Annotated in this window: 22 protein-coding genes and 1 other annotated feature; of the genes, 2 read left to right on the top strand and 20 right to left on the bottom strand. The window is 38.4% G+C overall.

Translation table 11 applies throughout. The annotated features are described in order from the left end of the window. Positions 1 to 329: 329 nt before the first annotated feature. The 13 genes from O3793_RS04575 to rpsF form a co-directional block, all read right to left on the bottom strand. Positions 330 to 1,541, bottom strand: coding sequence for a S1C family serine protease (locus O3793_RS04575; RefSeq protein ID WP_371445992.1), 1,212 nt, complete (start codon positions 1,539 to 1,541; stop codon positions 330 to 332). A gap of 107 nt (positions 1,542 to 1,648) precedes the next feature. Continuing rightward, positions 1,649 to 2,452: an MBL fold metallo-hydrolase gene (locus O3793_RS04570; RefSeq protein ID WP_371445991.1), complete on the bottom strand. Its 804-nt coding sequence runs from the start codon at positions 2,450 to 2,452 to the stop codon at positions 1,649 to 1,651. 13 nt (positions 2,453 to 2,465) lie between these two features. Beyond that, entirely contained in the window at positions 2,466 to 3,335 is an 870-nt protein-coding gene (locus O3793_RS04565; RefSeq protein WP_371445990.1) for a two-component system regulatory protein YycI, read from the bottom strand. After that, entirely contained in the window at positions 3,325 to 4,680 is a 1,356-nt protein-coding gene (locus O3793_RS04560) for a YycH family regulatory protein (RefSeq protein ID WP_371445988.1), read from the bottom strand. The genes O3793_RS04565 and O3793_RS04560 overlap by 11 nt, the downstream gene beginning before the upstream one ends. Further along, the gene (gene walK, locus O3793_RS04555) at positions 4,670 to 6,526 is read right to left on the bottom strand and encodes a cell wall metabolism sensor histidine kinase WalK (RefSeq protein ID WP_371445987.1); all 1,857 of its coding nucleotides are present in this window, start codon (positions 6,524 to 6,526) and stop codon (positions 4,670 to 4,672) included. The genes O3793_RS04560 and walK overlap by 11 nt, the downstream gene beginning before the upstream one ends. A gap of 82 nt (positions 6,527 to 6,608) precedes the next feature. After that, on the bottom strand, positions 6,609 to 7,325 hold the full coding sequence (yycF, locus tag O3793_RS04550) for a response regulator YycF (RefSeq protein WP_371445985.1): 717 nt from the start codon (positions 7,323 to 7,325) through the stop codon (positions 6,609 to 6,611). A gap of 29 nt (positions 7,326 to 7,354) precedes the next feature. After that, positions 7,355 to 8,644: an adenylosuccinate synthase gene (locus tag O3793_RS04545; RefSeq protein WP_371445984.1), complete on the bottom strand. Its 1,290-nt coding sequence runs from the start codon at positions 8,642 to 8,644 to the stop codon at positions 7,355 to 7,357. 43 nt (positions 8,645 to 8,687) lie between these two features. Next, the gene (gene dnaB / locus O3793_RS04540) at positions 8,688 to 10,073 is read right to left on the bottom strand and encodes a replicative DNA helicase (protein WP_371445983.1); all 1,386 of its coding nucleotides are present in this window, start codon (positions 10,071 to 10,073) and stop codon (positions 8,688 to 8,690) included. Between the two features lie 197 nt (positions 10,074 to 10,270). After that, entirely contained in the window at positions 10,271 to 10,723 is a 453-nt protein-coding gene (gene rplI, locus O3793_RS04535; protein WP_175815035.1) for a 50S ribosomal protein L9, read from the bottom strand. Between the two features lie 15 nt (positions 10,724 to 10,738). Next, positions 10,739 to 12,766, bottom strand: coding sequence for a DHH family phosphoesterase (locus O3793_RS04530; protein ID WP_371445980.1), 2,028 nt, complete (start codon positions 12,764 to 12,766; stop codon positions 10,739 to 10,741). 321 nt (positions 12,767 to 13,087) lie between these two features. Beyond that, a complete protein-coding gene (gene rpsR, locus O3793_RS04525; protein WP_048713756.1) occupies positions 13,088 to 13,330 on the bottom strand; it encodes a 30S ribosomal protein S18 in 243 nt (80 codons plus the stop codon). Positions 13,331 to 13,352: 22 nt separating this feature from the next. After that, a complete protein-coding gene (ssb, locus tag O3793_RS04520) occupies positions 13,353 to 13,850 on the bottom strand; it encodes a single-stranded DNA-binding protein (protein ID WP_371445978.1) in 498 nt (165 codons plus the stop codon). Positions 13,851 to 13,896: 46 nt separating this feature from the next. Next, on the bottom strand, positions 13,897 to 14,196 hold the full coding sequence (rpsF, locus tag O3793_RS04515; protein ID WP_005608182.1) for a 30S ribosomal protein S6: 300 nt from the start codon (positions 14,194 to 14,196) through the stop codon (positions 13,897 to 13,899). A gap of 253 nt (positions 14,197 to 14,449) precedes the next feature. Between rpsF and O3793_RS04510 the strand changes: the two genes are divergently transcribed. Continuing rightward, the gene (locus O3793_RS04510; protein ID WP_371445976.1) at positions 14,450 to 14,740 is read left to right on the top strand and encodes a helix-turn-helix domain-containing protein; all 291 of its coding nucleotides are present in this window, start codon (positions 14,450 to 14,452) and stop codon (positions 14,738 to 14,740) included. A 66-nt stretch (positions 14,741 to 14,806) separates the two neighbouring features. On the opposite strand, the gene O3793_RS04505 is transcribed toward O3793_RS04510, so the two are convergent. From O3793_RS04505 to O3793_RS04475, 7 genes are all read right to left on the bottom strand, one after another. Further along, the gene (locus O3793_RS04505) at positions 14,807 to 15,946 is read right to left on the bottom strand and encodes a 5-methyltetrahydropteroyltriglutamate--homocysteine S-methyltransferase (protein WP_371445974.1); all 1,140 of its coding nucleotides are present in this window, start codon (positions 15,944 to 15,946) and stop codon (positions 14,807 to 14,809) included. A gap of 18 nt (positions 15,947 to 15,964) precedes the next feature. Then, positions 15,965 to 16,717, bottom strand: a complete 753-nt coding sequence (locus O3793_RS04500; protein ID WP_371445973.1) for a cyclase family protein — start codon at positions 16,715 to 16,717, stop codon at positions 15,965 to 15,967. Positions 16,718 to 16,803: 86 nt separating this feature from the next. After that, complete coding sequence (locus O3793_RS04495) at positions 16,804 to 17,934, bottom strand: 5-methyltetrahydropteroyltriglutamate--homocysteine S-methyltransferase (protein ID WP_371445972.1); 1,131 nt, start codon at positions 17,932 to 17,934, stop codon at positions 16,804 to 16,806. 46 nt (positions 17,935 to 17,980) lie between these two features. After that, entirely contained in the window at positions 17,981 to 19,111 is a 1,131-nt protein-coding gene (locus O3793_RS04490; protein ID WP_371445971.1) for a 5-methyltetrahydropteroyltriglutamate--homocysteine S-methyltransferase, read from the bottom strand. Between the two features lie 46 nt (positions 19,112 to 19,157). Further along, positions 19,158 to 20,294: a 5-methyltetrahydropteroyltriglutamate--homocysteine S-methyltransferase gene (locus O3793_RS04485; RefSeq protein ID WP_371445970.1), complete on the bottom strand. Its 1,137-nt coding sequence runs from the start codon at positions 20,292 to 20,294 to the stop codon at positions 19,158 to 19,160. 44 nt (positions 20,295 to 20,338) lie between these two features. Next, positions 20,339 to 20,577: a binding site (T-box leader), on the bottom strand. Positions 20,578 to 20,739: 162 nt separating this feature from the next. Continuing rightward, the gene (locus tag O3793_RS04480) at positions 20,740 to 22,383 is read right to left on the bottom strand and encodes a hypothetical protein (RefSeq protein WP_371445967.1); all 1,644 of its coding nucleotides are present in this window, start codon (positions 22,381 to 22,383) and stop codon (positions 20,740 to 20,742) included. Then, entirely contained in the window at positions 22,373 to 23,116 is a 744-nt protein-coding gene (locus O3793_RS04475; RefSeq protein WP_371445965.1) for an ABC transporter ATP-binding protein, read from the bottom strand. Before O3793_RS04475 ends, O3793_RS04480 begins: the two co-directional genes overlap by 11 nt. A 697-nt stretch (positions 23,117 to 23,813) precedes the next feature. Here O3793_RS04475 and O3793_RS04470 point away from each other — a divergent pair. Beyond that, a complete protein-coding gene (locus O3793_RS04470) occupies positions 23,814 to 24,023 on the top strand; it encodes a hypothetical protein (RefSeq protein WP_371445963.1) in 210 nt (69 codons plus the stop codon). Positions 24,024 to 24,162 lie beyond the last annotated feature (139 nt).

Below are 24,162 nucleotides of genomic sequence, written 5' to 3'. Positions count from 1 at the left end.
CCAACTGGTGTAAAAATACCAGTTATCCACAGTTATCCACACCGGTTTTGTGTATATAGAAACCTTGTTATATCAACGTTTTAAGAAACTCACCCCAAAAGTTATCCACAATAAAATTTTATCATGTGAATAACTTTTTTCAATAAAATCCGATAATTAAGCCCTTTTTAGCCTATCCATTTTCAACATCGATTTTTCACTTCACAGACTTGACAAGGGGTTAACCCACAGTTTTCCACAGACTTATCCACATTTTTGTGGATAACTTTGTGGAAATACACAAAAAAAGTCGAATAGCACTTCGCTATCCGACTCCTTGTTCGTTATTACTATAAACTTGGGCTGCTTGTTTCTGTTAGAGAAATTGTTGTTGTTTGTTTTTGTCCATTTCTATAGTAAGTGACTTCCATCTTATCGCCAACTTTATGGCTGTAAAGAACTTTACGTAAGTTTTGAATTCCTTCGATCTTTTGTCCGTCCATTTCAACGATGACATCGTAGGCTTGTAACCCTGCTGCTTTGGCACTTCCTTTAGAATCCACTTCAGCAATCACAACCCCACTCTTCACATCGGCTGGTAAGTTCATTTGTTGAATAACACGTGTATTCACGCTCGTTAAGTTCACCATTGAAATACCAAGAGCTGGACGAGTGATTTTACCATTTTCTTCGAGTTGTTTAATAATCGAAACAACTTCGTTACTTGGAATTGCAAATCCCATCCCTTCAACAGACGACTTAGAAATCTTCATTGAGTTGATTCCGATGACTTGGCCAGCGCTATTAATTAACGCACCACCTGAGTTCCCTGGGTTAATCGCTGCATCTGTTTGAATGGCCGTTACGACCCAGTCTTCTTGTCCATCGCCATCAACGTCTGTGGCAACAGCACGGTTAGTTGCTGACACGATTCCTTGCGTTACACTTGTTGCGAATTCACTTCCAAGAGGAGAACCAATCGCAATCGCGGTTTGTCCAACTTCAACATCATCAGAATTTGCAAATTCAGCGACAGTTGAAACATTTGTATTGGCAATACGAATCACCGCTAAGTCTGTCCATTGGTCACTACCAACAAGCTCAGCTTTTTCACGTGTCCCGTCTGCTAAAAGAACTTCTAATTCTTGTGATTTCGCAATAACGTGATAGTTCGTCACGATATAGGCATATCCACCCTCATTTTTATAAATGACCCCACTACCTTCAGACGCAGTAGCTAATTCTCCTCCGGTTTGTTGTGTGCCGTATAAGTTATTTCTTGAAGTTGATTGTTTGTTAATCACTGAAACAACCGCGTTCTTCACTTCAGCAACCACTTTTGTGATTTCTGTTCCACCTTTTGTGGCTGTGGATGTTTTTGTTGTTTCCACTTGTGTTTGTGAGGGTTGTGTAGCAGGTGTTGTTGCTTGGTTTGCTGGATTCGTTACAGCCATAATTCCAACTCCTCCGGCAACAGCGACTGCTCCTCCCAATAATCCGCCGATAAAGCCATTTTTAAAAGCTTTCGATGATTTTTTTCTTTGTAATTGTTCTTGTGACATCTGCTCACTCCTCTCGTTTGTAAATATACAATAGTTTTTTCATATGAAATTTATATGAAATAAAGCTTACGGAGTCCTTAAAAAACTCTTTCATTCTTGCTAAGTTTTTAAACGGTAAATAACTTTGTAGGTTCATACGGATCTGTATGATAAAGCTCGAAGGCCTGATGAACGCCTTTGTCATGCGTTTGGAAGATACTTTCCGCAGTCTGATAGGCGATTTCCTTCATATTATTATCCTGACTTAAGTGGCCTAGATAAATCCGTTTTGTGCGGTCCCCCATCATTTCACACATCGCAAGCGCGCCATCGTCATTCGATAAGTGTCCCTTGTCGCTTAAGATACGTTGTTTCAAATGCCAAGCGTACGGCCCCATTCGAAGCATTTCTAAATCATGATTGCTCTCAATGAGATAGGCATCTGCATTTTTCAACAATCCTCTTAGCTTATCACTCACATAACCCGTGTCTGTCAGCATCACGAACTGCTTGCCCTCGCGTTGAAAACTATAAAATTGAGGAGCTGCCGCATCATGTGATACTGCAAAGCTCATCACATCTAAGTCTCCAAACGTGAGCGTGTCTCCGGTATTGAAGATTTCCTGTTGTTCGAGAGCCACTTTCCCGATTTTACCAGACATAGCTTGCCACGTTTTTTCATTGGCATAAATTGGAATTCCATACTTACGAGCGAGAACTCCAATCCCTTTAATGTGGTCGGAATGTTCGTGGGTAACCAGAATGGCATCCACATCTGAAATGGAGCGATCAATCTTCTCCATTTGCGCAGTAATGGCTTTACCAGTGAGTCCACAGTCCACTAATATTTTTTGTTTTGGTGTTTCGATGTAAGTAGCATTTCCAGAGCTACCACTCGCGAGTAAACTCACTTTCAAACCTGATTCTTGCATAGTTATTCCCTTCTTATTGTTGTTGTACACTTTGCGTTGTTGTTGTGTTATTCGTTGTTGTACGCTGCGTTTGCGTATTCGTTGTTTCTAGCGTTTCATTGGCTAATACTGTCCCATGAATCGCATCTACACGACGGGCAATTAATTGTCCATCAGCTTGACGAATTTCAATATACCACGCAGGTGAGTAAATTGAAAAATCTTTTAATACAAGCGATTGATAATACGATAATTTCACCGATTGAACGGTGGCCTTCGACGAAATTCGTCCGGCTAAGTATAGAACCTCAACCGCCCTTTGAGCTGTAATCAATTCACGTTCTTTCCCGAGTACTTGCACACTTCCCGCATAAGTCTGTTCATAGCTTACGACTTGGTCATTGGCATTTACTGTAAAGATGATTTGACTCGAGCCATCCATAATCGTTAACTTATCTGCTTTTTGTGTATAAATCACTTTGCGGGTTGTTGGATTATAGGATGACCATGTGTATTGGTCTCCAAAAGCCACTTGATTATTTTCAACGATTTTTGTTAAATCGGCAAAACTATCTGCAGATACAGATCCGCTTAAGTCTAATTGAATAGGAGTAATGAATTGGCCATTAATGACACTTTTTTCAACCGTCACGACTTGGTTTGGTAAACTAGAGAGTTTTCCGTCAGTGGACTCTGGTGTCACTTGTACAATCGGAACGGCTTCTACCGTCGCATTCAGCGTTGGTAATGTAATTCCGTCTAGCTTCATTTGGTCGATGACGTTAATACTTGTATTCAATGGATTCTTCGTGTCGGTTCGTTTTTGCCACACTAATCCGAATAAGAATAAATCGAGGATAAAGAAGCAGACGATGAGAACGACTGCGCTTCTCTTAAAATCCATCTGCGTCACCTCCCGTTGTTGTCGGTCCATTCGCTGGTTCTGTTTGACTCTTCTCGGCTTTTAATTCAGCCAGAGTCTTCCAAGTACCATTCTTTTTAATGTACCACGTTGGTGTAAACTCAACAATTTGTACACTCTCACTACTGATCGTCCATGAATATCCGATACGAACATCTTCAATTTCATTCATGACAAATCCTTCGTTCAACAATTCAGTGACAATCGTCTTCCCACCAACAACCATTACCTTCTTACTTTTTGTCGGTAACGGCGTTTGTGCAATCAGTGATGAGGTTCTCATTTTCTCGATTCCTGTTGAATTGACCTTTATTTGCGTGAAACCTTCTTTGCCACTGGATAAGATCGGATAAGAATCCACGTAACGAACATATTCAACGAGATTATTATTTAAATCTACCGAGAATAGACTCACGCCCATTTGCCAGCCTCCAAGACGTTTCATCTGGCCGAAAGTTTGCGTTAAGTTATTAGTATATAGTAACGTTTCCTCTCCTGAGCGGTTCTCGAAGAAAGTGACCACATTTGTCGTACGGTCTAATTTCAATTGCGATAAATTATCATTGTATACAACGGTCTTTCCGTCTCCACGCGTACGAATTTCTGATTGATTCGTAAATAACTGAGTAATATAGAAACTCATTGGAATCTGCTCGATTAAATAGGCAGACTGCTCCACATTCAAGTTGTCTTGTTCGACAAAGAATTGTTTTGTTTTTCCACGATACGATTCAACTTCGTAAAAATCACTATCCGCGTATAATCCCTCTAATGATGTTTTGAAACTTTCATTTACTTTAGCACTGTAGAGTTGTTTCGTGTCATCATTGATGAAATAAGCAGTAGAAGGATCATCTGTGCGAATCACAATACGAGAAAAACGGTCATTATTTAAGTCGTCCATATTTCCATCAAAGAATCGGTTCACAATTCCAAATGAATGCAATCCATCAAATAAAATCTGAATTCTGGCTTCACGTAAGACGAGATTTTCATAACTAGTTTCGTCCATGACTTCCAAACGCGTTAAATTCGTAAATTGTTTATTTAAGTGTGCATTGACTTCCTTCATAATGGAAGCACTGCTCGTCATTTCGAACTTATTTTTGTTCGTTAGAACCATTCGAGTTGGTCTAAACACATCTTCTGTTGTATAAGTTGCACGAACTTGCACACCTGTATCTTGTGTCGTTGCGACATTATTATTTTGCTTTTGATTCGTAAAGAAATCAACCGGACGTACTACGATGAGATACGTAAACACAAAGCTAATGGCCATTAATACAAAGAGCGCCGTTAGCATTGCTCGATAACGTTTAAAATTCATCCCATTCACCGTCCTCTTCAAATGGAACATAAGGTAGAGAAACAAAGAAGGTTGATCCTTTGTTTTCAATACTGTTCACCCAAATTTTACCACCGTGTAATTGAACGACTTCTTTCGCGATAGCCAGTCCAAGACCACTACCACCCATCGCTCTTGAGCGAGCTTTATCTACACGATAGAATCGATCGAATAAGTGTGGAATATCCTTACGCGGAATTCCTAACCCTTCATCGCTGACGCTGACAATTAAGTCGGTATGAGTTTCCATCAGACGAACGATAATACGACCCCCGTCTGGAGAATATTTAATCGCATTATTAATAATATTATCCAGCACTTGCGTCATCTTATCTTGGTCGATTTCTACCCATAAGTCTCGTTGTGTAATATCCGTTAAAATACGGTAATTCTTTTCACGATATTGGTCACTTGAAAGCACCATATCGAAACGGTTTGCAATATGTTTCACCAACTCGTTCATATTCACGAATTCCTTATCGAGCTCGAGACGGTTTTGGTCCATACGCGATAAGTTGAGTAAGTCGGTAATCATCCGCATCATACGGTCCGTTTCCGTTTCGATAACGTTTAAGAATTCTGGCGCAATTTCTTTATTTTCCCATGCCCCATCCACTAATGCTTCTGTATAACTCTTGATACTTGTTAGTGGAGTACGTAATTCGTGGGAAACGTTCGATACGAAATTACGACGTTCACGGTCAATCTTCTCTTGTTCAGTAACGTCGGTCAATACGCAGACAAGACCGCTAATAAATCCTGATTCACGTTGAATGACTGAGAACTCACATTGAACGATGGTATCTTCGCCATCTTCTTCAAAAGTAATTAACCGTTCTTCTTGAGACTCCAATAAATCTCTGAAAGTCACAGTATGATCGAGTCTTAATACATCTAATAGTGGTGTTCCGACAATACGTTCGCTACGTAAGTTTAAAATATCTAACGCTGCCGCATTGATAATCACAATACGTCCACGACGGTCTGTAGCAATTACCCCGTCACTCATATGACGTAAGACACTATCCAACCTTTGTCTTTCCGCTTCGGTCCCTTCTTGTGCTTCTTTAATCTTCACAGAGAGATCATTAATCGCTTGTCCAAGTTGTCCAAGCTCATCGTCTCCGTAAATCATCACTTCACCCGTATAGTTTCCTTCAGCAATCTGCTCGGTTTGTTGCTTCATCTCTGCGATTGGTCTAGTAATCCCTTGCGAAATCATCACAGTAATCACGATGGCCAAAATAATGACAAAGATAGAAGAACTAATAAAGATAACCCCGATATCTTTTACTTGTGTGTAACGCGATTCGATATTCGACGTTACCGAAATAATCCCAACCGGATTTCCTGAGGCACTATTCACTGGATCAATTGGTGAAACATATTTCCAATAACGCGTTTCGCCTTCTGTGAAGTTGTAGCTTTGAACGGTATTAGACACAACAACTTGTTGAACATCGGCTTCTGTAGAACGCGTTCCAACAACAGATTGTTGCGTTTGATTGGTTGTTCCCAAAATATATCCTTGCATGTCCATGATGCGAATTTCCACAATACTATTTCCCGTTGGATAATCTTGTAGCAATTGCGAAATTTCAGCCATCTTTGCTTCATCGGTCGCATCTTTTGCCAAAATCGGCTGCACGTTATTTTTCAAGAACCCTACTTGCAGTTGGATTTGTTCCTGGAAGTTAGACACCATTTGCGACTCTAATTGTGTTAAGAAGTTCGCAACAATGAGTTGCAGCGAAATAACTAAGAGCAAGATGAACAGCATCGGAATCTTAAATTGAATGGAACGAAAGAATCGTTTCATTTTCTTCATGAGTCATTTTCCCCTCTACTTTTTAGAAAAATACGCTTTTCTTGCCGGTAGATCAGGTGGCAAGGAAAAGCGCATTTCAATCTTAAGCTTCTTTTTCTTGATCTGGGGTCTTAATGTAGTAACCTACCCCACGACGAGTCATAATCCATGTTGGGTGACTCGGTGTATCTTCGATTTTTTCACGTAAGCGACGTACCGTAACGTCCACTGTACGCACATCTCCGAAGTAATCATATCCCCACACCGTTTGCAATAGGTGCTCACGTGTGATTACTTGTCCGATATGTTTTGCTAAGTAGTGAAGTAATTCGAACTCACGGTGCGTTAATTCAATTTCTTCGCCACGTTTTGAAACCACATAAGCATCTTCATGAATAATGAGTGAGCCTAATACGATTTCGTTAGCTGTTTTTTCTTCTTCGGCTTCCGCTGGAGCTAATTGCTGACGACGTAAGTTTGCTTTCACACGCGCGATTAACTCACGGTTTGAGAAAGGTTTTGTCACATAGTCATCGGCTCCAAGTTCAAGACCTAAAACTTTATCAATTTCAGAATCTTTCGCAGTCACCATGATAATTGGGACATTGCTTGTTTTACGGATTTCGCGGCATACTTCTAAGCCATCCATTTTCGGTAACATTAAGTCTAAAATAACTAAATCTGGATTTTTTTCATTGAAAGTCACTAGACCCTCTTCACCGTCAAAGGCTGTGATTACCTCGAAGCCCTCTTTTGTAAGACTAAACTTGACGATGTCTGAGATTGGCTTCTCATCATCTACAACTAGGATTTTTTTCATATAAATCCTCCTTTACTCTATTACTTTTTTTATGCCCAAACACTTTCTAAAATGTTGGTTTGTTCTCTATCTGGTCCTACACTGAATGTAGAAATACGTACGCCGACTAATTCTGAAATACGACGAACATAGTTGCGTGCATTTTCAGGAAGCTCTTCGAGTGAACGGCAACCTGTAATATCTTCGCTCCAACCTGGTAATTCTTCATACACAGGTTCGCATTGTCCTAGTTCTACTAGGCTTGCTGGGTAGTGAGAAATTTCTTCTCCATTTGGTTTACGGTAAGCTACACAGATTTTAACTGTCTCTAAACCTGTTAAAACATCGATACTGTTTAAGCTTAAGTTTGTAATGCCTGATACACGTTTAGAGTGACGCATTACAACGCTATCGAACCAACCAACACGTCTTGGACGTCCAGTTGTTGTACCGTATTCACGTCCGACTTCACGAATACGTGAGCCGATTTCATCGAATAATTCTGTTGGGAAAGGTCCATCCCCTACACGAGAAGTGTACGCTTTACATACCCCAACGACTTTATTAATTTTTGAAGGTCCAACACCGCTACCAATCGTTACCCCACCAGCAACTGGGTTTGAAGATGTTACGAATGGATAAGTACCTTGGTCGATATCCAACATAACCCCTTGTGCCCCTTCGAATAATACACGTTTTCCTTGGTCTAATGCATCGTTTAAAATCACTGAAGTGTCGCAAACGTATTGTTTCATTTGTTGACCATATTCGTAGTACTCTTCAAAAATATCATCGAATTCGATTGGTTCTGCATCGTACATTTTAGTAAAGAGGCGATTCTTTTCGGCTAAGTTGATTCTTAGACGTTCTGCAAATACTTCACGGTCTAGTAAATCTGCCACACGAATCCCAACACGCGCTGCTTTATCCATGTAGCAAGGTCCAATCCCTTTATTCGTTGTCCCAATTTTGTTGTCGCCTTTAGCTTCTTCTTGTAATTGGTCTAAGCGAATGTGGTATGGCAAGATGACATGCGCGCGGTCTGAAATACGTAAGTTATCAGTAGTCACATTTCTTTCGTGTAAATACGCAAGTTCTGTGATTAGAGATTTTGGATTCAATACAACCCCATTCCCGATTACACTGATTTTCTCTGGTGAAAAAATTCCTGATGGAATTAAGTGAAGTTTATAAGTCACTCCATTGAATTGAATCGTATGTCCTGCATTGTCTCCCCCTTGATAGCGGGCAATGACTTCTGCGTTCTCACTGAGGAAGTCTGTAATTTTTCCTTTACCTTCGTCTCCCCATTGTGTTCCTACTACTACTACTGATGACATTTGACGCACCTCTTCTTTGTATTATTCATTTAAATGTCTGTTATTAGGCCATTGGAGCGTTTTGCTCGACTCCATCTGGCACAAGATTTGTAAATTTATTAAATTCTTTCATGAAGTTCAATTCAACCGTTCCACGAGGACCGCTACGGTTTTTCTCGATAATCACTTCAATGGTACTATTTGGTTCCACCTCTGGAACATGTCCATTCTCATCTGGCTCTTGACGATAGTAATCATCACGATATAAGAACGCTACGATATCGGCATCTTGCTCGATAGATCCAGATTCACGAATATCTGACATGATTGGTCGTTTATCTTGACGTTGTTCCACACCACGCGATAATTGCGAAAGTGCGATAACAGGAACTTTTAATTCCTTCGCTAATTTCTTCAAGTTACGAGAGATTTCAGAAACCTCTTGTTGACGACTCTCTTTTCCGTTTCCTTCAATCAACTGCAAGTAGTCGATGACGATTAATCCAAGATTATTCCGCTCTTGTTTTAAGCGACGACATTTTGCACGAATCTCAGCAACACGAATCCCTGGAGTATCATCAATAAAAATTGGTGCTTCAGATAATGCTCCGGTTGCAACGAAATATTGTGTATATTCTTCAGGCGTTAATTTACCTGTTTTCAAATGCCCTGCGTTGATGCTAGCATGGGAACAGATAATACGCTCTACAAGGGACTCAGCCCCCATTTCAAGACTGAAGATAGCTACCGTTTCGTTCAAATTCACGGCAACGTTCTTTGCAATATTCAATACAAAGGCCGTTTTACCAACAGATGGACGAGCCGCTAAGATGATTAACTCATCCGCATGCAGTCCTGACGTCATTCTGTCTAAGCCGATATATCCTGTTGCAATTCCTGTCACTTCACCATTGTTTTTCGCACGCTCTTCTAAGCTTTCATAAGCGGTACGAAGAACCGAGCTGATTGGAATAAAACCAGCCTTATTACGTCCTTCCGATACTGAAAGAATATCTTTCTCAGCAGTATCCAAGACGTTGGCAATTGGTTCATCCTCTTGGTAAGCCGTTTTTACAATATTTGTCGAAGTTTTAATTAATTTACGGCGCGTAGATTTTTCTAATACGATTTGCGTATAATACTCTACGTTGGCTGCAGTTGGCACTTTATCAAGAAGTTCGATTAACGTTACTTCTCCACCAATATTCTCCATTTGATTCTTTTGTCTTAAAATCTCTGAAACGGTGATTGCGTCAATATCGATATTGTTTTGATTTAATTCAATCATTGCCGCAAAAATTAATTGATGAGAAACACGATAAAAATCTTCCGGTGTCAAAAATTCCATAACCGAAATAATCGAGTCACTTACAAGAAGAATAGACCCAAGAACGGCTTCTTCTGCCTCAATATTTTGTGGTGGAACTAAATTTGGATATAGTTCTTCCATTCAAACACCCTTTCTACTAAAAATAACCATAAAAATACAGTTTCATTGTATCATAAAACGCTGTAATAAAACAGAAGAGTGAGTCTTTTCGAACATGAAAACTTGTATGTTCATTTATAACTTTGTGAATTGTATCACATATTTAAAACCAAAAGAAAAAGGATTCTCCACAACGGGAAAATCCTTACTAGTTCTTATTATTGAGCGACGATATTTACAGTCATAATCGCTGTTACATCGTGGTGTAATTTAACAGGTACACGAGTGTATCCTAAGGCACGGATTGGTGCTGCTAATTCGAATTTACGACGATCAAGCTCTACATTGAATTTTTTGTTGAATTCTTCTGCGATTTGCTTCGCTGGGATAGCTCCGAATAGACGGCCATCTTCCCCTGCTTTCGCTTTAATGGTTACAACTGTATCTTCGCGTTCTAAGAACTCTTTAATTTCTTTGGCTTTTGCTAATAATTCGGCATTGTGCTTTTCTTCAGCTTTCTTTTGACCTGATAAAGTTGCTAAGTTTGCTGAATTTGCTTCTTTAGCTAAACCGTTTTTGATTAGGAAGTTTTGTGCGTATCCATCTGCAACGTTTTTAACGTCACCTTTTTTTCCTTTACCTTTTACATCTTTCAAGAAAATTACTTTCATGTTTCTTCCTCCTAATTATAAATTAATTTCACTACCAATTTCTTCGATGACTTGAATTAATTGGCGGATTGCATCTTCAATCGTGATATCGGATAACTGAGTCGCAGCATTCGATAAATGTCCACCACCACCCATTTTTTCCATCACACGTTGAACGTTTTTGTTTCCTAAACTACGAGCACTAATACCCACACGTCCGTCATTCCGTTTTGTAACCACAAATGAAGCATCAATGTTTTCCATCGATAACATCATATCGGCCGTTTGAGCAGCCACGACTGTCGGATATACGGTATTTTCTTCACCGTGAACAATTCCGACATTGTTAGGAAGCATTTCGAGCGAGTTCAATAAATGCGAACGCATTAAGTACGTATCTACATTTTCTTTTAATAAGCGTTGAATCAGAATTGTATCCGCACCAACAGATTTCAGGTAGCTAGCCGTATCAAAGGTACGGGACCCTGTACGAAGCGTGAAATTACGCGTATCTACAATGATTCCAGCAAGCAAGGTTGTTGCTTCGATTGGCTGAAGTTTTTCAGCATCTTCTGATTGATATTCTAGTAATTCCGTAATCAATTCTCCAGCAGATGAAGCGTATGGTTCAATATAAACCAAGTCAGGATTTTCAGGGAATTCCTCTCCACGGCGGTGGTGGTCGATAATCACTAGTTTATTAGCTTTTTTGACTATCGATGGAGCAGCACATAGGGAAGGCTTGCTTACATCGACAATAATCACTAATGTATTTTCAGTTAGTAGAGCTTCCGCCATTTCTGGATTCACAATAGCAGAGGAAAGACGTTCATTATCCTTGATAACTTCCATCAACTTCTTAATATCATGTGAATACTGCTCTGGATTTGTGACAATCCATGAGGTTTTACCATGCATTTTCGCGATTCTTCGGATTCCTAAACATCCACCTATACAGTCCATATCCGGGTATTGATGTCCCATTACCATTACTTGATCTGCTTCGGCAATAAGGTTTTCTAAAGCTTGAGAAACCATACGAGAACGCACTCGTGTACGTTTTTCTAGTGGATTGCTCTTACCACCGTAGAAGCGTGTTTCTTCGTTTTTAGAACGGACAACGACTTGGTCACCGCCTCGTCCTAACGCTAAATCAAGGTTATCTTGTGCGAATTTAGCAATTTCACCATAATTCATTTCTTCTTGAGTATCATCTGCATATGAGAATCCCATACTTACCGTTAGTGGAGTATTTTGTTGAGCGGTTGTCTCACGAACGCGGTCAATAATCTCGAATTTCGTTTTTTCAAGCTCTGAAAGGATATTTTTATCTAAAAATGCAACAAAACGGTCTGAACTTACACGTTTCAAGTAGATATTATTATGATTCGCCCAGCTTGTAAGCTGATTGGTTACGAAGTTATTCAAGTTAGACTTCTTACGGTCGCTTAGTGATTGTGATACTTCGGCAAAGTTATCGACGAAGATTTGTCCAAATACTGGTCTTTCATCTAAATAAGTCTCTTTAATCAACGCATATTCTGTAATATCCATCATGTAGAGCATTCCAATATCGTTATGATAAACCGTTTGGAAGTATTTATCTTTCCAATGCACTACATTATCTTTATCATCATTCAGATTTTTAACGATATTCGCTAATTCTGGATCAATAACTTCAAGTTTGAATCCTAATAGTTCTTTTCGTTCGAAATACTTTTGTAAATAAGGGTTAATCCATTGAATTTCACCATTATCATCCAGTAAAAGCATTCCAATTGGCATTTTAATAGAGGCATCTTGCGAACCTTTATTAATTTTGTACGATAAGTTCGTTACATAATGATTCGTTTCTTTAATAATGTAGTTTGCAAACGAATAGAGGAGTGTTCCTAATAAAATAACAAATAAAGTAAGGATAAGTCCCATCCATATATTCATCACATACGCTATAATCAGCATACAGAGAATGATTGCTATAAATGAGATTCCGTATTTCTTCATTGTTTCACTTTTAAGAAATGTCGGTAAAGCCTTAATACGTTCTTTTAGGCTTTTCTTCATTCTTGCACCTTCTTTCTATATACCTTATTTTACCACAGTTTTGGCCCCTCGTCAGTTCTCTAAAATTGTTTCACGTGAAACAATTTAGACAGAGGGGGTAGGGTGCAAATGTTTCACGTGAAACATTTTTAAGATTCATTATTTCTAATAGAATGTTTCACGTGAAACATTCTGATTTATGTATTCAAGTTTAGATTAAAAGATAAAACTCAATCTAGTTAATCAATAATCTGTATTTTTATAAATAGATACTCAACTATAAAAAGAACAATTTAATAAAATAAAAAAGGATTGAGAAATTCTCAATCCTTTTACTTATTATTAGTCAACTGTTGTGAATGGTAATAATCCCATGATACGAGCACGTTTGATTGCAACAGTTAAAGTACGTTGGTGTTTAGCACAAGTACCTGTTACACGACGTGGTAAGATTTTACCTTTTTCAGAAATGTAACGTTTTAATAATTCTACATCTTTGTAATCAATGTAGTCGATGTGGTTTGCACAGAAGTAGCAAACTTTTTTACGACGGCGTTGACCGCCACCTCTACGTTGTTGAGCCATTATAGTATCCTCCTTTTAAACTTTAGAATGGTAAATCATCATCTGAAATGTTGATTGTCTCCCCATTGCTTAAGAATGGGTCAGACGCACCACCACCGAATGATGAAGTAGGAGTATTAAATTGATTAAAGTTATTCGTTTGATTTTGTTGGAATCCGCCATGAGAGCTTTGATCATTAGCAGGGCGTTGTTCAGTAACATTACGTGATTCTAATAATGAGAAGTTCTCAGCTAGCACTTCTGTTACATAAACTTTTTGACCTTGTTGGTTATCATAGCTACGTGTTTGAATACGTCCTTCAATTCCTACTAGTGAGCCTTTACGAGTGAAATTCGCAAAGTTCTCTGCAGCTTTACTCCACATTACACAGTTGATAAAATCTGTCTCACGTTCACCATTTTGGTTTTTGAAACGACGTTCAACTGCAACCGTGAAGGTAGCATAAGCAGTTCCGTTTGAAGTATAACGTAAATCAACGGCACGTGTTAAGCGTCCAACTAATACAACATTATTAATCATTTAATTCTTACTCCTTTCAAGATTTATGTTTACTTATAATAAACAATTATGCTTCTAATTTAACGATCATGTGACGTAAGATGTCATTGTTGATTTTCGCTAAACGGTCGAATTCATCGATTGCAGCAGCATCTTCAGCAGTGATGTTCACTAAGTGATAGATACCTTCTTGGAAATCTTTAATTTCGTATGCAAAACGACGTTTCGCCCAGTCTTTAGATTCAACAACAACTGCTCCGTTGTCTGTTAAAACAGCATCAAATCTTGCAACCAATTCAGCTTTAGCAGCTTCATCGATGTTTGGACGGATGATATATAAAATCTCGTATTTTGATGTTTGACTCATTGACTGTCACCTCCTTATGGACTTTTGGCCTACTGAATTTTCAGCAAGCAAGGAGAGTATCATTTCTAATACTCACGTTCAATCATTATAGCAAACAAAGCTATAGAATGCAACAGAAAACCGCGCTGCAGAGGTGCTCAGGAAAGTTTGTTAGTAGCAAATCTCTAGCAAAAAAAGTTTCAATATATCATATCTGATATGAAACATATATGTTACAATTGGCTTATAAAGGAATGAGGGGGAGAAAGAGAAAATGGTGGATTATTTAAAGAGGCTTTTTGACCGTCTTGACGCGAAATATGAGACTTTTAGAGAAGATTTTGAAGCAGAATATTTTTTGCAGAAGAATGCTTTAGCGATGATTAGACTTCGGAGGGAATCTGGACTGACTCAAACCGAATTCGCTAGAAACGCCGGTATGACGCAAGGAAATCTCTCTAGGCTCGAAAAAGGAAATTATAATCCTACGCTCGCGCATCTTCAAAAAATTGCGAGTAAAAATGGGTATGATTTAGACATTCGTTTTAAGAAAAAGAAGCGATAAATACGATGAAATCAACAAAAACAGCTCCTACAGATAAAAACTGTAGGAGCTTTAATTTTTTTAAATTTATCCCCAAACTTCATGAACGATTTCGTCGATGAGTTTTAATTTATCCCATTGGGCTTCAATCGTTAAGATATTACCTTCTTCTGTAGAAGAGAATCCACATTGAGGGCTGAGGCATAGTTGTTCAAGAGGAACGTACTGACTTGCTTCTTTAATACGAGCAATGACTTCATCTTTATCTTCTAGGTCTCCTGATTTAGACGTAATTAAACCAAGAACGACTTTTTGATTTTTAATATAGCGAAGAGGAGTAAAGTCTCCAGCACGGTCGCTATCATATTCCAAGAAGAATCCATCCACACGGCAATGACCAAATAGCGTCTTCGCCACTGGTTCATAACCACCGCTAGAGAACCATGTTGAGCGGAAGTTCCCGCGGCAAATATGCATGTTCACCACTAAATCTTCTGGTTTCCATTCAATCACACGGTTAAGTACATCCACATAGTCACGAGCGATTTTTTCGAGGTCAAATCCACGCGCTTCGTATGCTTCACGTTTGTCTAACGCACAGAACTCACCCCAGCTAGTGTCATCTAATTGAATATTGCGGCATCCTAAGTCGTAGAAGCATTGTAGAGCCTTACGGTATGCTTTAACTACATCATCATAGAAGAGGGCTTCATTGTCTTTGTAGCGCTCAATTGGCACATAGTTTTTCTCACGAACTTGCGTAATCAAATGCAACATACTTGGTGAAGGAATCGTTAGTTTCACCGGTGTATCGCCAGCGTGCTCTTTTAAGAATTTGAAGTGTTTTACGAATGGATGGTTTTCAGAAAAATCCACTTTACCAACGATACGTAATGTTTTTGGCTTCACATCTTTATCTTTAAATTGAACAGAGAAGTGGTCTACTTCGACAAGTTCAACCCCATCTAAGTTTTCTAAGAAATCTAAGTGCCAGAATGCACGACGGAATTCACCGTCAGTGACAGATTTAAGGCCGAGTTCTTTTTCTTTCTCTATTAATGCGATAATTTCTTCGTTTTCAACGCGTTCGAGTTCTTCGACAGTGATTTCTCCATCATTAAATTTCGCACGGGCTTCTTTTAGACGCTCTGGACGTAAGAAACTTCCTACGTGATCGAGTCTAAAAGGCGCTTTTTGACAACAGCTACAGTTTTCGTGATTTGACATGTGTTTTCCTCTTTTCGTTTATTCAGCTTCTGGTAAATACGCAATAACGCGAACAGGTGACCCTGGAGTATGGTTCCAGTTAGGGTACGAGATTGAAATCACAGCACCTACTGCTGGAACTTGATCAAGGTTCGCTAATACTTCCACTTGGAAGATATCTTGGCTTAATAAGTAATATTCGTTTGTTAAACCATGTGCGGCAGCGTGAACACCTGAGTCTGTATCTAATGTTTCGTGACCTACAGCTTTCACATGACGTTCGTGAATTAAGAATTCAAGCGCATCTTTTGCCCAACCTGGTGTGTGTTGCACGTCGTTTTCATCTAAATTACGAACCGCGTCTTGGTCTGGCCAGCGGTGTGACCAGTCACTACGGAAGGCTACAAAGGCACCTGGTTGGATTTTTCCGTATTCTTCTTCGAACGCTAATACGTCTGCTTTTGTTAATTCGAAGTTAGGATTTTCGGCTACTTCTTTTGAACGGTCGATGACGTAAAGTGGTAATAATAAATCTTTCAACTCGATTTCATCAAGGAAGCGTCCGCCTTCATAGAAGTGGCAAGGTGGGTCGATATGTGTACCGTATTGTGTCACCACTGATAATTGTTGTACGTGGAATCCATCCTTTAATGTAAATAAATCTTTTTGTTCCAATGCTGGTAGAGCAGGGAAGTGAGGGCTATTCGCATCGATTTGATGGCTTAAGTTCACCCATTTTGCTTGTTTTAATGTTTTGAATGCTTGTTCTAATTGTTGTTGAAATGCTGTCATAATGACACTTCCTTTCTGAATAGGGGAAGGCTGCGGTTCAAAAGTTATTCTCCCCACAGCCTTTTTGTTCGTTTTATAATGCGAGGTTATTCTCCCCAAACCTCACGTGCGATTTCTGAAATCAATGCAATTTTCTTCCATTGATCTTCTTCTTTAATGACATTTCCTTCTTCTGTTGAAGCAAATCCACATTGTGTACTTAAGTATAAGTTTTCAAGTGGCACGTATTGGCTCGCTTCTTTAATACGAGCGATGACTTCATCTTTGTCTTCTAAATCTGCAAATTTTGAAGTTAAAAGACCAAGTACAACTTTCTTTTCATTGCCAACTTTAGCAAGAGGATTGAAGTCGCCGGCACGATCTGTATCGTATTCTAAGTAGTACGCATTTACGTGTTCACCTGCTAATAATTCATCTTCAACTTTTTCGTATCCCCCTTGAGAAATCCATGTTGACCGGAAGTTACCGCGGCAAACGTGTGTGTTCACTACTAGGTCTTTTGGTAATACATCAAGAACTGAATTGTTCAATTGTAATGCACGACCCGCAAAGTCACGACGAACTTCTTCTAATGGACGGTCTGCATCGAAACGTTTTACAAAACCATCGTCTGCTAAAGCGCCCCATGTACAATCATCAAATTGAAGCGTGCGAAGACCTTCGTTGTATAAGTCTGTAATGACATCTACATATGCGTTTTTAATTGCTTCGAAAAGCTCTTTTTCTGTTGGATACACAGATGTCCACGCTGCAATATTTTCAGGTGTAAAAATTAATTCGAAATAGAATTGTGATGGAGCAGGGATTGTGAATTTCACAACAACATCTTCGTCTTTCACTAAGTCACGTAAGAATTTGAAATGTTCTACGAATGGGTGGTTGTGTCCATCGATTGGAGCTGTTAATGTTGCCGTATCAGCTTTTGTTTCGACACCGTTAAATTTTAAACCGTGTTTACCTACCCTATGTTCTACTCCGTTGAATCCCCAGAAGAAGTCAAGGTGCCAGTAAGCGCGGCGGAATTCGCCGTCTGTAACGCCTTTTAATCCAGCAGCGATTTGTTTTTTAACAAGTTCGCGGATTTCTTTATCTTCTACAGCTGTTAGTTTTTCGCGTGTGATTTCGCCGTTTGCAAATTTTGCGCGTGCTTCTACTAAGTCTTTAGGACGTAAATAACTTCCTACGTGGTCTACTCTAAATGGTGCATGTGTTGTCATAAATGTGTTTCTCCAATCTATCTTCGAATTCCTTCTTGCGGGATGATTATTCTCCCCAAACCTCACGAGCGATTTCTGAAATCAATGCAATTTTCTTCCATTGATCTTCTTCTTTAATCACGTTTCCTTCTTCCGTTGAAGCAAATCCACATTGAGTACTTAAGTATAAGTTTTCAAGTGGCACGTATTGGCTCGCTTCTTTAATACGAGCGATAACTTCATCTTTGTCTTCTAAGTCTGCAAATTTTGAAGTTAAAAGACCAAGTACAACTTTCTTACCGTCAGAAACTTTTGCAAGTGGCTTGAAGTCGCCCGCACGGTCTGTATCGTATTCGAGGTAGTATGCATTTACATGTTCGCCTGCTAATAATTCGTCTTCTACTTTTTCGTATCCTCCTTGAGAAATCCAAGTAGAGTGGAAGTTACCACGGCAAACGTGTGTATTCACTGCTAAGTCTTTTGGTAATGCATCAATCACTGAGTTGTTCAATTGTAATGCACGACCCGCAAAGTCACGACGAACTTCTTCTAATGGACGGCTGTCGTTGAAACGTTTTGAAAAACCATCGTCTGCTAAAGCGCCCCATGTACAGTCGTCAAATTGAATTGTGCGAAGGCCTTCGTTGTATAAGTCTGTAATGACATCTACATATGCGTTTTTAATCGCTTCGAACAACTCTTTTTCAGTTGGATAAACTGCTTTCCACGCTGCAATGTGTTCAGGTGTACGAATTAATTCGAAATAGAATTGTGATGGAGAAGGGATTGTGAATTTCACAATCACATCTTCGTCTTTCACCAAGTCACGTAAGAATTTGAAATGTTCTACGAATGGGTGATTATGTCCATCGATTGGAGCTGTTAATGTTGCAGTATCGGCTTTTGTTTCGATACCGTTAAATTTATAACCATGTTCACCAACTGTATGTTCCACACCATTGAATCCCCAGAAGAAGTCAAGATGCCAGTAAGCGCGGCGGAATTCGCCGTCTGTAACGCCTTTTAATCCAGCAGCAATTTGTTTTTGAACGATTTCGCGAATCGTTTTATCTTCTACAGCTGTTAATTCTTCACGTGTGATTTCGCCGTTTGCAAATTTAGCGCGTGCTTCTACTAATTCTTTTGGACGTAAGAAACTTCCTACGTGGTCTACTCTAAATGGTGCATGTGTTGTCATAAATGTGTTTCTCCAATCTATCTTCGAATTTCTTCTTGCGGGATGATTATTCTCCCCATACCTCACGAGCGATTTCGCTAATTAAGGCAATTTTCTTCCATTGATCTTCTTCAGTAAGGATGTTTCCTTCTTCTGTTGAAGCAAATCCACATTGTGTACTTAAGTATAAGTCTTCAAGTGGAACATATTGGCTTGCTTCTTTAATACGAGCAATGACTTCATCTTTGTCTTCTAATTTTCCTGATTTAGAAGTGAGAAGCCCTAGAACGACTTTCTTACCATTGTTTACTTTAGCTAGTGGCTTGAAGTCGCCGGCACGGTCTGTATCGTATTCTAAGTAGTACGCATGTACGTTTTCGTCTTCGAATAATGCGTCGCTTACTGAATCATATCCACCTGAACTTGCCCATGTTGAGTGGAAGTTACCACGGCATACGTGAGTGTTCACTGTTAAATCTTCTGGTAAGTCTTCTAGAATTCCGTTGTTTAGTTCTAAGAATTCGCGTTTGTGTTCTCTTCTTAATTCTTCAGGTGTTAAATGACTTTCTTTTGAAATGATGTTTAAGAAGTTATCATCTACGATTACACCCCATGTACAGTCATCGATTTGTAAGAGACGGCAACCTGCATCGTATAATTCTTTAATCACTTGTTTGTAAGCAGCAATGATATCTTTAAAGAGTTCTTCTTTTGAAGGGTATACTGAGAAAGTTTGCTCAATATGCTCTGCGTCACGAATCAATTCAAAGTAGAATTGAGCTGGAGCAGGGATTGTTTGTTTTACGATGAAATCTTCGTCTTCGAATTGTTTTAAGAATTTGAAGTGTTCTACGAATGGGTGATTTTCACCAGTGATTTTTCCAACGACATCTGCTGAGTCAGGTTTTGTAATTTCATCGTGGAATTGGTATCCGATTTTTGCTTGAGTGTGATCCACTCCGTTTAATCCCCAGAAGAAATCTAAGTGCCAATATTGGCGACGGAATTCGCCGTCAGTGAATCCTTTTAATCCAGCTTTCTTTTGTTGTTCGACTAACTTTTCGATGGCTTTATCTTCGACGGCTGTTAATTCCTCGCGTGTAATTTCACCTTTTGCAAATTTTTCTTTTGCTTCTACTAATTCTTTTGGACGTAAGAAACTTCCTACGTGATCTACTCTAAATGGTGCTTGTAATTTTGACATTGGTCATTCCTCCTATAAATAAAAAATCCTCACAGTATCGCTACTGCAAGGACGAAATTTTCGTGTTACCACCTTGTTTTGTAGAATCCTCACGAATCCTACCTTACCGAGTACGCACACTAGGTGTTATACTCTACAGCTATAATGGGCTACCCATTTACGTCTAATGATTCGACGTAAAATCACTCCGAGGCCATCTTCAAAAATTCAATTTCATCTCTTCCCACCAACCGAGACTCTCTTAGCAAATCTTATTTTCTACTCACCTGTTCTTTGTGATGTCTGATTAACATGTTCTTAGGATAACAGAGAACAAACCGCATAGCAATAGGTTTTCTTATACCGTTTTTCTATCAATTGTTATAACTATTCGTTATATAACTGCAAAACCCTATAAAACAGGTTATAAAAAAAGACTTAGAGACAAACTCTAAGTCTTACATCATTATTCAGAATCGATTAATTCATGTAATTTTTTCTTATAGTAGAATGTTGCGAAAATTGATAAACCAAGAATCACGACAACGTACGCAATTGTAATGAACCAAACGAAAGTACGATTCCATTCTGGTAAGTGAATTAATAGATAAACCGCTCCGAAGATAAATCCGAAGAGAACCACGACAAAAATGACCGACTTAAATCCACTACGCATACGGTTTAAGAGTTCAATGACATTCGTCCACGTTGGCGTAAAGAGCTTCAAGTCTCTGGCGTATCCCCAACGGCTAAGCCCTAGACTGATAATTCCCCATGAGAGAATGATGCCCAAGGTCATATAAATCGGTAAGCGAAGCACCGTACAAATCACCGTCATAAGAATGACTGGAATGATAGATTGAATCGCAAAGAGAATCCAGAATTTACGTTCTAAAAATTGATGCATATCGAATGGAAGAACTTTTAGATAATAATAGTTTTCCCGCTCGAGTGAAATTCCGACCGCTAATAAGTTGTTTCCTCCTGTATTGAATCCTGCAATGAAGGTAATGAGCATCGCAAATGGTAAGAAAGTATTTAGATTTAGGAAATTCATAAAACTAAATCCAGTAGGACCACCCGAAAAATTTAAAACTGTTGGAAGAAGCAAGAGATATGGTAATATTCCTGCAGCAATAATCGTTTGCGTTAATACAGAACCTTCCATTAATTGGCGAAGTGTATAGCGAATCATGAATTTTGTTGAAAGCTTGTTGCCATCTAACTCCATTTCTTTGACACGTTCGACTTTTACATTCGAAGATGATGTTTGCGAAACAGCTTCATAGAAGTTTGGCAATACGATGAACTTCACGAGTAGTAAAATCGCCACAAATACTAAAATCACGAATCCAATCATCGGATAAACACTCATATCGAATGGATTTAAAATCGCATTATAGAAGGCAAGTACTGGTTGAAGGAAAATTGGCATTTCTCCTGTTATAAAAGTATTCACCACGGATTTTGACAAAATCATTTGATATCCAATAATGGCCCCAAGAGAAATCCCAAAAATTAAAACATTCGCAATCACGGATTGATATTTTCTAAAAAGTGGAATCTTCGCTAGGAAGAAGCAGAGAAGAAACATCAAGACGTAAACAATCGCACTGAGTACAAGCGCCCCTATTAAGGCAATTGGAATCGTGAAGAGGAAGTTTCCTCCTGAAAAATACACGTGGATTCCAAATAGCATTACGATTGGCAGAAATCCTTGCAGTGTAGCCACCACAATCGAAAGGCTCTTCCCAAGAATGACTTCTAATTCTGTAAAGGCATAAGGTAAATACGATTCAAAGTCTTTACTTTCATAAAAGACATTGTAAATAGCTGGCAATGCTTGCGAAATTAAAATCATCAAGAATAAGAAGACCGTACTCGCAAATTGAAGTGGAGGGTATGAACGTCCCGAAATCGCTCCAGGAATTCCAAATAAAGCTCCAAACATCACCGCAAATAGTAATTGTTGCATCAAGGTTTTCATCGCAACATTCACTGGTTTCGATGGATTTTTCGCCTGTTTCTTTCGATAATTTTGTAATTGTGCCGGTTGAGTTGCAAAAATTAAATTGGTCTTCACCAGCGTCAGAATTCGATTAAACCGCATGTGAATCCACTCCTTCTTGTCTACCGGCTAGTGATAAGTAGATTTCTTCAAGCGTGCTTTCTGGTTGTTGGCCTTTCAACTCTTGAATTGTACCGTAGAAGAGTAGTTTTCCTTTTTTCAAAATGGCAATCTTATCACAGAGTTGTTCTGCCACTTCTAAAACGTGTGTCGAGAAGAGAACGGTATTACCTTTATCGGCATGTTCGCGCATTAATTTCTTCAAGTCATAAGAAGCTTGTGGGTCAAGACCCGTCATTGGTTCATCGAGTACCCAAATTTCAGGGTCTGATAAAAGCGCGCCGATAACGAATACCTTTTGACGCATCCCGTGTGAGAACGAATCGATCACTTCATAGCGATGTCCTTCGAAATCAAATAATTCTAGTAAATAAGCTAGACGACTTTCTACTTCGTCTAAAGTCATGCCATAAGAAGAAGCAACTAATTCCCAAAATTCATTAGCTGTTAACCGTAGGAATAGGTCAGGACTATCGGCTACATAGCCAATTTTTTCTTTAATGGCTAGACGATTAGATGATAATTCTTGTCCGTCCACAATAATTTCTCCGCTTGTTGGATGAATGACGCTCACGAGTGATTTAATCGTGGTTGATTTACCAGCCCCGTTGTGACCGATTAATCCAATAATTTTTCCACTTTCAATCGTTAAGTTAAGTCCATCTAAAGCGATAGTTTGATCATATACTTTTGTTACATTACGAAATTCAATCATATTTATTCCTCCTTATGGATTATTTCATCCTTATTATACCAATAATAATATTAAAAAATAGTACTTTTTTGCGTAAAAAGAGTAATTTTTTGCTAAAAAGCTTTACATTCGATTACTACGAATCCGTGTGATTCTTCGTAATCTTAATAAATGCTTCTATTTTAATTTTTTTAAAATTTTCAAATTGTTTATTTTACAATACAAAACAATAAATTTCCTAAATTTATAATGATTAAAAAGAGGATTTATGCTAAAATATTCTTAATAAGAAAGCGTTTTATTTTTTTTTAGAAGTAGTATATCTGGCAAATAATATTTAGAAAAGGTAGGTGAATAAAAATGCATCGTCATGTTATCTCTGTCATCTTACTACTATCTTTAATTCTTGCAAAAATATTTTTAAAAGAGGATAAAAAATAATCCAAAACAAAGTAGCGCAAGGTATTTGGATACTAGCAAAAAAATACCTTTAGCTATGTTTTAGGCATACAAATATCATTGTTTTGATACGATTTCTTTGGATTTTTGGAAGAGAATGGTGTAAAGAAAATATAAATTGAACTTCAATTATCTGATACAGTGAAATGAGAAAAAGACATATAGTATAGTACAAACTTTAATCGGACTTATTGTAGTGATTGCTTTTGCATAGTTCGTATGCGTTAGTAGCGGGATTTACTCAATTGGGGTGGTAATCATGTTAAAAAAAATAAAAGATTCATATAATTTTTCAATTCCTTTTTTAAGTTGCATGATTTTTACGAAGTTTGCAGTTGATATTTTTTATGATATTTTTTCAATTGAAAGTTTTGGTGATAGTATTCTTTTTGAACGATCAATGTTACTTGCTTTATTAATTTCTATGGGTATTCACATATATAAAAATATGAATACTCCCCCTGAATGAAGTAGTGATTAACGTGAATAAGAAAAAAATTTTTAAAAGTTTATATATGCTTTTGGTTTTGGTCGGTTTAAGTTTTGGAGTTTTAAATGTTGTAAAATATAAAGATGGTTTATCATTTTTGTATTTTTTTATGCTATGT

Source organism: Granulicatella sp. 20925_1_28 (assembly GCF_041433575.1).
In the GTDB taxonomy this organism is placed as follows: Bacteria; Bacillota; Bacilli; order Lactobacillales; family Aerococcaceae; genus Granulicatella.
The sequence above is the reverse complement of the archived record's forward strand: the minus strand, read 5'-3'. Positions and strand labels throughout refer to the sequence as shown.